The following is a 12168-nucleotide window of genomic DNA, read 5'->3' on the forward strand; positions in this document are numbered from 1 at the left end:
GACGGCAACGCAGAGGTCGAAGCCGCCGTCCGCACCAAAGTCGCAGCCCTCTGCGCCAAATTCCCAATGTATCCAAACCTGTAAATCCAAGAGGATTTGCGCAGAACGCCCGGCCATCTGGCCGGGCGTTTTTTGTTGGCTCACCGGCTGGTAAGCTTCGGTGTTGTGGCCGCGCCGTCACGTGGCTCAGATGATCTGCGCGCAAATCTCTCGCGTCTCTCCTGACGCCAGTGTTTTGGCAGGAGCTCTTCGGAACTGCGCGGAAAGTCGGCCGCGCTCCAGCGGTCTTGCCGCGCTGCAACCCGAAAGCTATTTGATAGTACTCCAAACATTTTCCATACTCCATATTCGTTCGATGAGATCAAATTATGGACTTTTCGTCAGCTTTCCATTCAATATGATTTACAACATGTAAGCTGGAGTTACAGTATGGATTGGTCCACCCTGCCCTCTCTGTCAGCCCTGAGGGCCTTTGAGGCTGCCGCACGCCTAAATAGTCTGAGCGCTGCCGCAAGAGAGCTGAACGTCACCCATGCCGCCATTGCCCAGCATGTGCGCCAGTTGGAGGCGGAGCTGTCCCAGCCCCTGCTCTTTCGCTCGGGTCGTGGCGTTGCGCCGACAGATGCGGGCCGTCAGCTGGCACAGGAACTGGGCGAGGGTTTTGCCATCATCGCCGATGGCGTGGCGACCCTGCAAAGACAGAAAGAGGACCGCCCGCTGAACGTCAGCGTGACGCCGTCCTTTGCGGCCAACTGGCTGATGCCGCGGATCGGCAGCTTCTGGCAGGCCCATCCGGAGGTGTCGGTCAACATCAACCCCAGCACGTCTTTGGTCGATCTGCGCCGCGACGGTTTCGACATGGCGATCCGTTTCGGCGACGGCAACTGGCGCGGGCTGGACAGCCGGTTGCTGACGCAAGGCGAGTTCTGGATTGTGGCCACGCCTGCGGTGCTTGAGGGACGGACCGTGGATTGTCTGGATGAGGCCGCGACGCTGCCGTGGATCATGGAGCCGCATATGCTGGAGTGGCGGCGTGTTGTCGAAGAGGCCGGTGTGGACCTGGATCAGGTCGGCATGACGGTGCTGGAAACCAACGAGCTGGTGCTGTCCGCGACCCTGGCCGATCTGGGGGTTTCGGTGCATCCCAAATCCCTGGTGGAACGAGACGTGGCACGTGGTGCGCTGACCCGGATCTGCCGCCTGCCGGTGCGCGATCTCGGGTACTATCTGCTGACGTTGCCTGGCGCCCTGAGCGGACAACAAAAAGCGTTTGCGAAATGGTTGCTCGCCTCGGCAAAGTCCTGAAACGCAAGGCACCCGGGCCGGACCCCGGGTGCCTTGGAGATTGGCGGCGAGGTCAGACTTTGGACACCGGGTCCATCAGCGCCTCTTCCAACAGCTTTTCGTCGCGCGCCTCTTCGATGCGGCGGATGCGATCATCGCTGGAGCGGCTGTCAAAGCGGTACTTCACGATGTTGATCAGGCTGATGGTCAACAGGACGATGCCCATGCCCCAATAGCCCTTGGTCGAGAGCGGCACATCTGTCGAGAGCCAAAGCGAGAGAGCAAGGAGGCCGTAGGCGAGGGCAACGCCTGCGCCGTTGATGAACATGATGAGGCCGCGGTCTGTACGATCGTTAAGCATGAGATTTACTCCTGTTGAATTTGGGGTCTGTGCGTTTGGGTTGGGGTTATGCGTCGGATTTCAGGCGCGCCAGCACGTCAGAAGCGGTGCTTTTGCCTTGCGCGCCAAAGCCTGCGTCGGCCATGCGACCGGCGAGGGTTTTGTGGTCGAGGTTGCCATCAATCTCGCGCAGGATTTCGCCCTGTTCAAAGGGGTCGTCTTCTCCGAGGACGCGGGAAATCAGCTCTTCTGCCTCTTGCATGGCGTTGTCCCCGCCAAGGTGCTGGTTGACGCGGCGCTGGATGCCCTGTTCACGGCGCGCAGCACGGGCGGCGATGGCGCCTTGTTTGAGGTCGATGATACGGCGATGCGCGGTGTCGACCGATTGGCGCAATTGCAGGATACGAGCCTCGAGCCGTTCGACGGTCTGCTGACGGGCCGCGCGTTCATTTTCAAGATCTGCCACGGCCTGTGCCGCCTGTGTGGCGAGGTCTTCACGCCCCCCGTTCAGTGCCTCGCCTGTCCGGGTCATCAGATCGTCAATGCGCGTCTGCAGCGCCTCGATCTGGCGAACCTCGGCGCGTTCACGCTGGATCAGGCTGGCCAGAGCCATCTTGGCGGATTTGAGGTTATGGGTCGCCTCGCGGATTTTTTGGTCAATCAAATCAATTGCGTAAATATCCCTGACTGTTTCTTCACTGCGGGCGGATGCGCCTGCGATCAGGGTTTTCAAAGTTCCGAACATGCCATTCTCCATTTTTGAACATTGTTCACGAATGGACATATAAGAGGCTGTGAACGATGTTCAAGAATCTTTTTGAACATCGTTCAAATTTTTTAGATTTTTTCTTCTGGCCCGATCCGCGACAGCACCTGCGCGATCATCTGGCGTATGTTGTCCTGCGGCACGCCGGAAATGCGGTTCTCGAGGCCCAGCAGCACAATGCCATGCACTGAGGAGAACATGGCGCGCGTCATCAGCTCGAGCGGCTGATCGTCCATCTCGGGAAAGAGGTCGCCCAAAGGCGCGCGGATGTTTGCAAACAACTTACCAAGGGCGCTCAGGTACCAGTCGGGCACCGGCCCGTCGGCAGGCATTCGGACGTCAAACAGCGCCCGCCAGAGGTTGGCATTTTCCGCGGCAAAATCGAGATAGGCGTTGGACATCAGAATCAGCCGCCCACGGGGGCTGGCGTCTGTCTCGGCCACCGAGTCTTCGACCTTTTGGCCGAGCTTCAGAAAGGTGCGGCCGTTCACCTCAAGAATCAGGTCCTGCAGGTCATCAACGACGTTGTAGATCGCCCCCAGCGAACAACCCGCAGCCGTGGCGAGGTCACGGGCTTTGACCGAGGCCATGCCGCCCCTGACGATCTGGGCCTCGGCGGCCTCGATCAGCCGTTGTTTCAGATCCGCGCGACGCTTGGCGACTTTGCCGGTCATGGGTGCTGTCCTTTTCTTGAACCTTGTTCATTCCTACAGATCACAAGCCCATGGGGCAAGCGGTGCAAGGGGCGCTGCCCCTCTTGGCCGTTGGCCAATTCACCCCGGAGTATTTTTGGCGAAATGAAGCCGGGGGTGGGTTTGCAATGGGCAGCGGTCGCGGTAACAAGGAGGGATGAGCAGGCCGCTTTCCGCCACGAGACGCATGGAGCGCCATCTGGGTGACTGGATGCGCAGCAAGCTGCCATTTGCGGTGTCTGAGCTGGTGATGTTTCTGCTGAAACAGGGCTGGGCGAGCCTGTTTGGGGGATTGTTGCTGATCGCCATGGTGGTGACGGCGCGCCTCTGGCAGGCAGACTGGCCGATTGCGCGCTATGATGCGCTGTTGATCTGGGCGGTGTTTTTGCAGGTGTTGTTTTTGTTGTTCCGGCTGGAGAGCTGGCGCGAGGCGCGGGTGATCCTGTTGTTTCACCTCACTGGCACGGCGATGGAAATCTTCAAGGTCAATGCGGGCAGCTGGGCCTATCCGGGCGACGGGTTGTTCAAGCTGTGGGGCGTGCCGCTGTATTCCGGGTTCATGTATGCCGCTGTGGGGTCCTACATGGCGCGGGTGATCCGGTTGTTCGAGATGCGCTTTGCCCCCTACCCGCCGTTTTGGATGACGGTTGTGCTGGCCGGGGCGATCTATGTGAATTTCTTTGCCCATCATTTTGTGATGGATATCCGAATGGGGCTGTTTGCGGCGACCATTGTGATCTTTGCCCGCACGCGGGTCTGGTATCGGATCGGGCGCGATGACTATTGGATGCCCCTGCCGGTGGCGGCATTTCTGTCGAGCATCTTTCTGTGGCTGGCGGAGAATATCGGCACGGCGACGAAGACGTGGCTTTACACCGGGCAGAGCACATCGGACTGGGTGAGTCTGGCCAAGATGGGCAGCTGGTATCTGTTGCTCTACGTCAGCTTTGTCACGGTCACACTGGTGTTTCGCGACATGCTCTATCCGCAGCCGTGGTCACAGAAAGCCGCGCCACAACAGGATGATAACAAGCGCGGTGAACACCACGATCAGGTTGAATGACATCATGCCGAGGGTCGACAGGACCAGCCCTTTGCGCTGATCGGCGGGGTCGATGGCCTTGAGGGCGGTTTCAACGGCCTCGGCGGCACGGTTGATCTGATCCGCATCAAGCATCAAGGCAAGCTTTGGGTGACCGGCGCGTTGCTCGGCCTCAATCAGGATAGCGGCCTGTTTGTGCACCTTGGGCGGCAGGCGGCGGCCGGCCTTTTTTATGGCGCGGGCCAGGCTGTCGGTCTCAAAGCGGAACGTGTCACAAGCGAGGCGCGTCAGGGCGCGATTGCGTTTGCTGAGCTGGGTGGGATCGATCAACGGGGGCCTCCTATGCGCGCACCTTAGACGAGGTTGGCACGGGCGCTCAACAGGGCTGGTGTGGCGCGATGCGGCGCGGTATCAAATGCCCATGTTGAACACGCTTGAATATGGCACCCGCACCGACCAGCCCGATCTGTTGATTGTCCATGGCCTGTTTGGCTCTGGCCGCAATTGGGGGGCGGTGGCCAAGCGGCTGGCACCGGAGCGCCGGGTGGTCTCGGTCGACCAGCGCAACCATGGCCAAAGCCCGTGGCAGGACAGCCATGGCTACGAGGATATGGCGCGCGATCTGGCCGAGGTGATTGAAGCGCAGGGCGCCCCGATGGACGTGCTGGGACATTCGATGGGGGGCAAAGCGGCGATGGTGCTGGCGTTGCAGCGGCCCGAGCTGGTGAACCGGCTGATCGTGGCCGACATTGCGCCGGTGGCTTACGAACACGACCAGAACCAGAACATCGCCTCGATGCGGTCGGTCGATATGAACGGGGTTGAGAGGCGCGCGGATGCGGTGGATCAGCTGGCGGCCACCATCGACGATCCCACTTTGCGCAGTTTCTTCACGCAATCGCTGGACGTCAAGGAACGGCGCTGGCGGTTGAACCTCGATGTGCTGGAGGCGGAGATGCCCAAGATCCTCGGGTTTCCCGAGGTTCAGGGGTGCTATGACGGGCCGACGCTGTTCCTGTCTGGCGCAACGTCGGACTATGTTTTACCTGCGCATCGCCCGGTGATCCGCGATCTGTTTCCCAAAGCGCGGTTCGTCAAGATCGCGGGCGCGGGCCATTGGCTGCACGCGGAAAAGCCGCGTGAGTTCATTCAGACCCTGCAGGCGTGGCTGAACAAGGCCTAAGGGCAGATTTCAGGAAAAAACCTTAGCCGTTTTCGTAGAGTTTGCGTGCCACCTGGTAGGACGCCGGAAAGGCCAGCAGAAACCCGGCCACGGCAACCCACAGGATGATCCAGGGCGACGAAACCTCGGCCACGAGAGCGACAACAATGGCGATACCAGAAATGGTGGAGCCGATGAACAGGTGCAGAATCAGGGAAAGACGAAACATGGAAACCTCATTACGTTAACGTCTTGTGCAGGATACAATATTTCCGCTCCGGCCACCATGCGACGCGACAGCCTATCCGGCCATTTGGGCGTTGGCTGATGGCAGTCTGTCTGAGGAGATTTTGAACATCTGCAGAGCTGCCGCGCCACGGTTCGGATGAGGAGAGCGAACCCAGCTGCTGGCAATGCCCAAGGTCTGCCCGAGGGGGATCACAACCCACAAAAAAGGGCGGTCGGAAACGCACCGACCGCCCGATTTCTTGAACAGATCAAATGGGTCAGCCAATGCCGCCCATGCAGAGGTATTTGACCTCGAGGAAATCCTCGGTGCCGTATTTGGAGCCTTCGCGGCCCAGACCCGACTGCTTGATGCCGCCAAAGGGGGCAACTTCGGTCGAGATAAGGCCGGTGTTTATGCCGACCATGCCCGATTCGAGCCCCTCAGCCACGCGCCAGACACGGGCGAGGTCGTTGCTGTAGAAATACGACGCGAGGCCAAATTCGCTGTCATTGGCCATGGCGATCACCTCGGCCTCATCCTCGAACTTGAAGAGCGGCGCGACGGGACCAAAGGTTTCCTCACGCGCGACTTTCATCTCGGTCGTGACACCGGTCAGCACGGTCGGCTCGTAGAAGGTGCCGCCAAGGGTCGAGCGATTGCCGCCTTCGATGATTGTGGCCCCCTTCGACACAGCGTCCGAGATGTGGTCTTCGACCTTGGCCACGGCTGCTTCGTTGATCAGCGGGCCGGTGGTGATACCGTCAGCAAAACCATCGCCAACATTCAGCGATTTGACGGCTGCGGCCAGCTTGTCGGCAAAGGCGTCATAGACACCCGCCTGTACGTAGATGCGGTTGGCGCAGACGCAGGTCTGGCCGTTGTTGCGGTATTTGGCGATCATCGCGCCTTCGACGGCGGCGTCGATGTCGGCGTCGTCGAACACCAGGAAAGGCGCGTTGCCGCCCAGTTCCAGCGACATCTTCTTGATGGTGTCGGCGCACTGGCGCATCAGAATCTGCCCCACACGGGTTGACCCGGTGAAGGTGATCTTGGCGACCTTGTCGTTGGCGCAAAGCTCTTGCCCCACGCCAGCGCTGTTTGACGAGGGGATCACGTTCAGGACACCCGCAGGGATACCGGCGCGTTCACCCAGGACCGCCATTGCCAGCGCTGAAAGCGGGGTCAGTTCCGCCGGGCGTGCCACAAAGGTGCAGCCCACCGCCAGCGCTGGCGCAACCTTGCGGGCGATCATGGCGTTGGGAAAGTTCCACGGGGTGATCGAGCCGACCACGCCCACGGGCTGTTTCAGCACCACGATGCGCTTGTCGCGCTGGTGGCCGGGAATCACATCGCCATAGACGCGTTTGGCCTCTTCCGCGAACCACTCGATGAACGAGGCACCATAGAGGATTTCGCCACGGGCTTCGGCCCAGGGTTTGCCCATCTCAGCTGTCAGGATAGTTGCCAGATCGTCGGCGTTTTCCACCATCAGATCGAACCACTTGCGCAGCACTGCACCGCGTTCCTTGCCGGTCCATGCGGCCCAGTCAGCCTTGGCTGCATAGGCGGCATCAATCGCGGCTGTGGTATCGGCCACGTCCATGTCGGTGACCTTGGCGATCAGATCGCCAGTGGCGGGGTTGTAGACCGGGAAAGTCGCATCCTTGGCGATCCATTCCCCGTTCACATAGGCGCGCGTTTCCAGCAGCGTTGCATCCTTCAGATCCAACGCCACAACGTCTTTGCTATCCAGCATGATTTATCCTTTCGCGGCGTCGATGGACGCCTCCAAAATGTCGAGGGCTTCGTTCATGATCTCGTCCTGCACGGTGATCGGCGCGAGGAAGCGCACCACGTTGCCGTAGACGCCACAGGTCAAGAGGATGAGACCACGCTTCATTGCCTCGGCGCGAATCGCGTTGGTGAGGTCAGGGTTCGGCTGGCCATCGAGGGTGTTGAATTCGGCGGCCACCATGAAGCCGGGGCCCCGGATGTCGACCATTTCGGGGGTGCGGGCGCGAATGGACTCGAGACGTTGTTTCAGACGCGACCCCAACTCATTGGCGCGGGCGCAGAGGTCTTCCTCTTCGATCACGTCCAGCACCGCATTGGCCGCAGCGATGCCCAAGGGGTTGCCGCCATATGTGCCGCCCAGACCACCGGGGGCGGCGGCGTCCATCAGATCGGCACGGCCCGTGACGGCGGCCAGCGGCAGACCGCCAGCGAGACCCTTAGCCATGGTGGTGATGTCTGCGGCCACGTCGTAGCCGTCCATGGCGAACATGTTGCCGGTGCGGGCAAAGCCGGTCTGAACTTCGTCGGCAATCATCACGATGCCGTGCTCGTCACACAGGGACCGCACGCCGCGCATCAGGTCCGCAGGGGCCGGGTAGAACCCGCCCTCGCCCTGTACAGGTTCGAGGATGATCGCGGCGACGCGCTCGGGATCGAGGTCGGCCTTGAACAGTTTGGTCAGCGCGCCCAACGCATCCTCGGTCGAGCTGCCGTGCAGGTCGATCGGGAAGGGAACGTGATAGACATCGGGCATCATGGCGCCGAAGCCTTTCTTATAAGGCGCGACCTTGCCGGTCAGGGACATGCCCATGAAAGTACGGCCATGAAAGGCGCCACCAAAGGCGATCACGGCGGGACGTCCGGTGGCGGCGCGGGCGATCTTGATGGCGTTCTCGACGGCCTCGGCACCGGTGGTGACAAAGACGGTTTTCTTGTCGAAATCACCGGGCACGGCGTCGTTCAGACGCTCGGCCAGACGCACGTAGTTTTCGTACGGAACAACCTGATGGCAGGTGTGGGTGAAATTGGCGGCCTGGGTCTGCACGGCCTCCATCACCTTGGGGTGGCAGTGACCGGTGTTGACCACAGCAATGCCAGCGGCAAAGTCGATGTAGCGGTTGCCTTCGACGTCCCAGATTTCCGAGTTCAGGGCACGTTCGGCAAAGATCTGGGTCTGAACGCCAACGCCTTGTGCAACGGCGGCAGAGCGGCGGGCGGAGATTTCTGCATTAGACATGGGCTGTCCTTTCATTTGGCGGGCATCGTGCCGCAATTGGATTGCAAGGCAGAATAGAGATGATAAGGACTGCCAAACAGACTGTTTCTTGATTGCGGCAAGCCGTTGAAATATAACGACGCAAATCAAGAACGTTGAGTATCCGAAACATGGAAAACACCGACCCGGACGCCATTGAAGTGGGGCTTCGCCTGCGCGCCTTTCGGGAACACGCGAGCCTGTCCCAGCGTGCGCTGGCGAAAAAGGCGGGGGTCACCAACTCGACCATCTCATTGATTGAATCGGGCAAGATGAACCCTTCGGTCGGCGCGCTAAAGCGGATTCTGGAAGGGATTCCCGTGGGTTTGTCGGAATTCTTTGCCTATGAGCCCGAGGGCGAAAAGACGGTTTTCTATGCCGCCGAAGAGCTGACCGAGATCAGCAAGGGCAAGCTGTCGCTGAAGCAGGTGGGCACGACGCTCTATGGTCGGGCGATGATGATCCTGCTGGAAACCTATGACATCGGTGGCGACACGGGCCGTGTGATGTACGGGCACGAGGCTGAAGAGGGCGGAATCGTGGTGTCGGGGCGGATCGAGGTTACCGTGGGCGATCAGCGCAAAATCCTTGGGCCCGGCGATGCCTATTACTTTGACAGCCGCAATCCCCACCGGTTTCGGCAGGTCGGCCCCGAGAAATGCGTCATCGTCAGCGCCTGTACGCCACCGACGTTCTGATCCGCTGTGCGGTGGTAAAGAATGTCTGACCCGACCGTGCGACAAGCGCAGCGGGTTTGGCAGTGAATCGGCCTGAAAACCCTGTGGTTAATGGCCGAAACCGGGGTCTGTATTACGTCGGTATCACGTCGGTATTGCGTCGGTGTTTGTACTGCCAGAACCAAAGGTTACGGCTGCGAACGGTGCCGGGAGGCGCGAAAGTCGGGGTCCCCACCGCGTGCGAGCGTCAGACAAACGCCTGAACAGTTACCCCGGCCTCGGTCAGGTGGCGACGCAGGTTGCGCGCCATCTCGACCGCCCCGGGCGTGTCGCCATGGACGCAGATCGTGTCCGCCTGTACCGGCAGCTTCTGACCGTCGGTGGTCGGGATCACACCATTCAGTACCATCTCGAGCACCTGATCGACACTTTGGCTGACATCGTGGATCACCGCACCGGATTCTGAGCGTGGGGTCAGCGTGCCCTCGGGCGTATAGGTGCGGTCAGCAAAAACCTCGCAGACCACCGGCATTCCCATGGCCTGAGCCGCGTCATACATCCGTGAATAAGGTGGCACGACAAAGACCAAGCCGGGATCAACCGCCCGCGCGGCGCTGGCGCAAACCCGGGCCAGCGTCTCATCCTCGGACGCCATGTTGTACAGCGCTCCGTGGGTTTTCACATGGGTGATGGGGTGGCCCAGCGCGGCGGACATGCCCTGCACGGCAGCAATCTGATAGATCAACTGCGCCTCGAGGTCTTCGGGTTTGTCTCCGATGATGCGGCGGCGGCCAAACCCATAGAGATCGGCAAAACCCGGGTGTGCGCCGACCCGGACACCATTTTGCGCCGCTTGCCGGATCGTGTCGCGGATCACCACCGGGTCGCCCGCATGAAAGCCACAGGCGATGTTGGCCGAGGTCACCACCTGCAGCATCGCGGCATCGTCCCCAATCGTATAGGCACCAAAACTTTCGCTCATGTCACAGTTCAAATCGACGGTCTTGACCATGGCTGGGGTATCCTTTGCTGCGCTGCTGTCAGGGCAAAACCGTAGCGGCTGAGCGCGGGTTTGAAAATGGCTCACTTGGGCTGCGCGCGGGCTTTTCATTCCCGAACCGCGTGACTACGGTGATGCCTGCCTTGCCCCGATTTGGAGACCCCCAAGACATGTCCGTTCCGGCCCGCATCCTGCGCTGTGGAGAACAGGCGTTCAGCGTGGAGCTTTCCGATCAGATTGACGAGGCCGTGAACAGTCAGGTCACGGCACTGGCCGCGGCGCTTGAGGCGGTGTCCCCCGTGGGTCTGCTGGAAATGGTGCCGACCTATCGCGCGCTGTTGGTGCGGTTTGATCCCGGCCTCTGCCCCGGCGCCGAGATGCAGGCGATCCTGCGCCGGACATGCGATGCCCTCGGCGCGGATCAGGTCGTGCCGGGGCGTCGGTGGCAAATTCCTGCGGTCTATGGCGGTGAGGTCGGACTGGATCTCGAGGATCTGGCGAGGGAAAAGGGGCTGAGCCGTCAGGGCTTTGTCGATACGCACAGTGCTGCGATCTACCGTGTCTACATGATCGGATTTTCACCCGGATTTGCCTATCTCGGGGGTCTGCCCGAGGTGCTGCATACCCCGCGTCTGGCCATCCCACGCCAGAACGTGGCCGAAGGAGCCATCGGCATTGGCGGTCAGCAGGCCAATATCAACTCGGTCGCCGGACCGTCGGGCTGGCGCTATGTCGCCTGGACGCCGGTCAAGGCCTTTGACCCGTCCCGCGCCGATCCGTTCCTGTTCCGCGCCGGGGACAGTGTCGAATTTGTCCCGGTCAGCGCCGAAGAGGGTGCGGCCCTGTCGGCGCGGCAAGCTGAAGGTCAGGCCATTGTGACCCCGGAGGCCGGGTCATGAACCTTGAGGTGCTGGAAACCGGGCCCCTTTCGACCGTTCAGGACGGCGGACGGCTGGGTTTGCGCGGCTTTGGAGTGTCCGAAGCCGGACCCGTGGATCGCACGGCCTTTCAGATGGCAAACCGGCTGGTCGGCAACGCGCCTGATGCGGCGGCCATCGAGTTTGCCTATGTCGGCGGGCGGTTTCGCGTGACGCGCGCCGCGACGGTGGCGGTCACCGGCCCCGGTGCCTCGGTGTCGATTGACGGGCAGCCGGTAAAAGCGCAGGCGACCTTGCGGCTGGAACCGGGGCAAGAGCTGCGCATTGGCGCTCTGAGCAAAGGGCTCTGGGGGTATCTGGCAATTGGTGGCGGCATCGACACGCCGCCGGTTCTGGGGTCACGCGCGACGCACCTGCGGTTTTCGCTGGGCGGTCTTGAGGGGCGCACCCTGCGGGCCGGAGACTGTTTGCCGCTGGGGGACGGTGCTGAGATCGCCAACCATGTCGCCACCCGCGCCCTGCCCGACGTCACGGCGGCACCAATCCGGGTGCTGCTGGGCCCACAGGACGATTTCTTTGCGCCCGATGTGCTGGCGCGTTTCCTGAGCCAAGAGCACCGCGTCTCGGCCCGTATCGACCGTATGGCAGCACAGATTGATGGCACCCCTCTGCCCGCAATCAGGGGGCATGACATCGTGTCGGACGGCACGGTGCCCGGCGCGATCCAGGTGCCGGGGTCAGGTCAGCCTCTGGTGCTCCTGGTCGAAGGGCAAACCAGCGGCGGCTACCCCAAGATCGCCACCGTCATTGCTGCCGACCTCACCCGTCTTGCACAACTGGGACCCGGCAAACCCTTCCAGTTTCAGGCCGTCACAGCGGAAGAGGCCGAAGCCGCGCTGCTGGCCATGCGCCAGGAAACCCGCGCCATTCTGGACGCCATTCAGGAAGTACAGGATTTCCGCCCCGATCCGCAGAAACTGATGGGGGAAAACCTGATCAGCGGTGTGTGGCACCCGAACATGGATCAAGACGTCGGTTGAGACGGCCCG

14 protein-coding genes are annotated in these 12168 nt (G+C 61.3%); 6 read left to right on the plus strand and 8 right to left on the minus strand.

Translation table 11 applies throughout. The annotated features are described in order from the left end of the window. Positions 1-429 precede the first annotated feature (429 nt). Entirely contained in the window at positions 430-1305 is an 876-nt protein-coding gene (locus EK369_RS13550) for a LysR family transcriptional regulator (protein WP_127114806.1), read from the plus strand. A 52-nt stretch (positions 1306-1357) separates the two neighbouring features. On the opposite strand, the gene EK369_RS13555 is transcribed toward EK369_RS13550, so the two are convergent. The 3 genes from EK369_RS13555 to EK369_RS13565 all read right to left on the minus strand — a co-directional run bounded on the left by EK369_RS13555 (position 1358) and on the right by EK369_RS13565 (position 3064). Continuing rightward, positions 1358-1645, minus strand: coding sequence for a YiaA/YiaB family inner membrane protein (locus EK369_RS13555; RefSeq protein ID WP_127114807.1), 288 nt, complete (start codon positions 1643-1645; stop codon positions 1358-1360). Between the two features lie 46 nt (positions 1646-1691). Then, positions 1692-2369: a PspA/IM30 family protein gene (locus EK369_RS13560; protein WP_127114808.1), complete on the minus strand. Its 678-nt coding sequence runs from the start codon at positions 2367-2369 to the stop codon at positions 1692-1694. A gap of 92 nt (positions 2370-2461) precedes the next feature. Beyond that, the gene (locus EK369_RS13565) at positions 2462-3064 is read right to left on the minus strand and encodes a TetR/AcrR family transcriptional regulator (protein WP_127114809.1); all 603 of its coding nucleotides are present in this window, start codon (positions 3062-3064) and stop codon (positions 2462-2464) included. Positions 3065-3239: 175 nt separating this feature from the next. Between EK369_RS13565 and EK369_RS13570 the strand changes: the two genes are divergently transcribed. Continuing rightward, entirely contained in the window at positions 3240-4145 is a 906-nt protein-coding gene (locus EK369_RS13570; RefSeq protein ID WP_235871427.1) for a DUF817 domain-containing protein, read from the plus strand. Here EK369_RS13570 and EK369_RS13575 read toward each other — a convergent pair. Then, positions 4080-4454 (minus strand): hypothetical protein, encoded by a 375-nt coding sequence (locus EK369_RS13575; RefSeq protein ID WP_127114810.1) that lies wholly within the window; start codon positions 4452-4454, stop codon positions 4080-4082. The two genes, EK369_RS13570 and EK369_RS13575, sit on opposite strands and share 66 nt — an antisense overlap. Before the next feature lie 91 nt (positions 4455-4545). Between EK369_RS13575 and EK369_RS13580 the strand changes: the two genes are divergently transcribed. After that, positions 4546-5307 (plus strand): alpha/beta fold hydrolase, encoded by a 762-nt coding sequence (locus EK369_RS13580; RefSeq protein WP_127114811.1) that lies wholly within the window; start codon positions 4546-4548, stop codon positions 5305-5307. Positions 5308-5329: 22 nt separating this feature from the next. Here EK369_RS13580 and EK369_RS13585 read toward each other — a convergent pair whose 3' ends face one another. The 3 genes from EK369_RS13585 to EK369_RS13595 all read right to left on the minus strand — a co-directional run bounded on the left by EK369_RS13585 (position 5330) and on the right by EK369_RS13595 (position 8546). Beyond that, positions 5330-5515, minus strand: a complete 186-nt coding sequence (locus EK369_RS13585; protein WP_127114812.1) for a CTP synthetase — start codon at positions 5513-5515, stop codon at positions 5330-5332. Between the two features lie 277 nt (positions 5516-5792). Beyond that, positions 5793-7271 (minus strand): NAD-dependent succinate-semialdehyde dehydrogenase, encoded by a 1479-nt coding sequence (locus EK369_RS13590; RefSeq protein WP_127114813.1) that lies wholly within the window; start codon positions 7269-7271, stop codon positions 5793-5795. Between the two features lie 3 nt (positions 7272-7274). Next, positions 7275-8546, minus strand: a complete 1272-nt coding sequence (locus tag EK369_RS13595) for a 4-aminobutyrate--2-oxoglutarate transaminase (protein ID WP_127114814.1) — start codon at positions 8544-8546, stop codon at positions 7275-7277. A gap of 149 nt (positions 8547-8695) precedes the next feature. Here EK369_RS13595 and EK369_RS13600 point away from each other — a divergent pair, with 149 nt between their 5' ends. Beyond that, positions 8696-9262 carry a cupin domain-containing protein gene (locus EK369_RS13600; protein ID WP_127114999.1) on the plus strand — a complete coding sequence of 189 codons (567 nt, stop codon included), beginning with the start codon at positions 8696-8698 and terminating at the stop codon, positions 9260-9262. A gap of 226 nt (positions 9263-9488) precedes the next feature. Here EK369_RS13600 and EK369_RS13605 read toward each other — a convergent pair whose 3' ends face one another. After that, a complete protein-coding gene (locus tag EK369_RS13605; protein ID WP_127114815.1) occupies positions 9489-10253 on the minus strand; it encodes a LamB/YcsF family protein in 765 nt (254 codons plus the stop codon). Positions 10254-10411: 158 nt separating this feature from the next. Between EK369_RS13605 and pxpB the strand changes: the two genes are divergently transcribed. Both pxpB and EK369_RS13615 read left to right on the plus strand, forming a co-directional pair. After that, positions 10412-11140: a 5-oxoprolinase subunit PxpB gene (gene pxpB / locus EK369_RS13610; protein WP_127114816.1), complete on the plus strand. Its 729-nt coding sequence runs from the start codon at positions 10412-10414 to the stop codon at positions 11138-11140. Then, positions 11137-12159 (plus strand): 5-oxoprolinase subunit C family protein, encoded by a 1023-nt coding sequence (locus EK369_RS13615; RefSeq protein WP_127114817.1) that lies wholly within the window; start codon positions 11137-11139, stop codon positions 12157-12159. Before pxpB ends, EK369_RS13615 begins: the two co-directional genes overlap by 4 nt. Positions 12160-12168 lie beyond the last annotated feature (9 nt).

This window comes from Shimia sediminis, assembly GCF_003990645.1.
Classification (GTDB): Bacteria; Pseudomonadota; Alphaproteobacteria; order Rhodobacterales; family Rhodobacteraceae; genus Shimia; species Shimia sediminis.

Coding starts and splice junctions, on each gene's coding strand:
- pxpB (WP_127114816.1), top strand. CDS start 10,412: ATGTCCGTTCCGGCCCGCATCCTGCGCTGTGGAGAACAGGCGTTCAGC.
- EK369_RS13585 (WP_127114812.1), bottom strand. CDS start 5,515: ATGTTTCGTCTTTCCCTGATTCTGCACCTGTTCATCGGCTCCACCATT.
- EK369_RS13560 (WP_127114808.1), bottom strand. CDS start 2,369: ATGTTCGGAACTTTGAAAACCCTGATCGCAGGCGCATCCGCCCGCAGT.
- EK369_RS13590 (WP_127114813.1), bottom strand. CDS start 7,271: ATGCTGGATAGCAAAGACGTTGTGGCGTTGGATCTGAAGGATGCAACG.
- EK369_RS13550 (WP_127114806.1), top strand. CDS start 430: ATGGATTGGTCCACCCTGCCCTCTCTGTCAGCCCTGAGGGCCTTTGAG.
- EK369_RS13615 (WP_127114817.1), top strand. CDS start 11,137: ATGAACCTTGAGGTGCTGGAAACCGGGCCCCTTTCGACCGTTCAGGAC.
- EK369_RS13605 (WP_127114815.1), bottom strand. CDS start 10,253: ATGGTCAAGACCGTCGATTTGAACTGTGACATGAGCGAAAGTTTTGGT.
- EK369_RS13565 (WP_127114809.1), bottom strand. CDS start 3,064: ATGACCGGCAAAGTCGCCAAGCGTCGCGCGGATCTGAAACAACGGCTG.
- EK369_RS13600 (WP_127114999.1), top strand. CDS start 8,696: ATGGAAAACACCGACCCGGACGCCATTGAAGTGGGGCTTCGCCTGCGC.
- EK369_RS13570 (WP_235871427.1), top strand. CDS start 3,240: ATGAGCAGGCCGCTTTCCGCCACGAGACGCATGGAGCGCCATCTGGGT.
- EK369_RS13580 (WP_127114811.1), top strand. CDS start 4,546: ATGTTGAACACGCTTGAATATGGCACCCGCACCGACCAGCCCGATCTG.
- EK369_RS13595 (WP_127114814.1), bottom strand. CDS start 8,546: ATGTCTAATGCAGAAATCTCCGCCCGCCGCTCTGCCGCCGTTGCACAA.
- EK369_RS13555 (WP_127114807.1), bottom strand. CDS start 1,645: ATGCTTAACGATCGTACAGACCGCGGCCTCATCATGTTCATCAACGGC.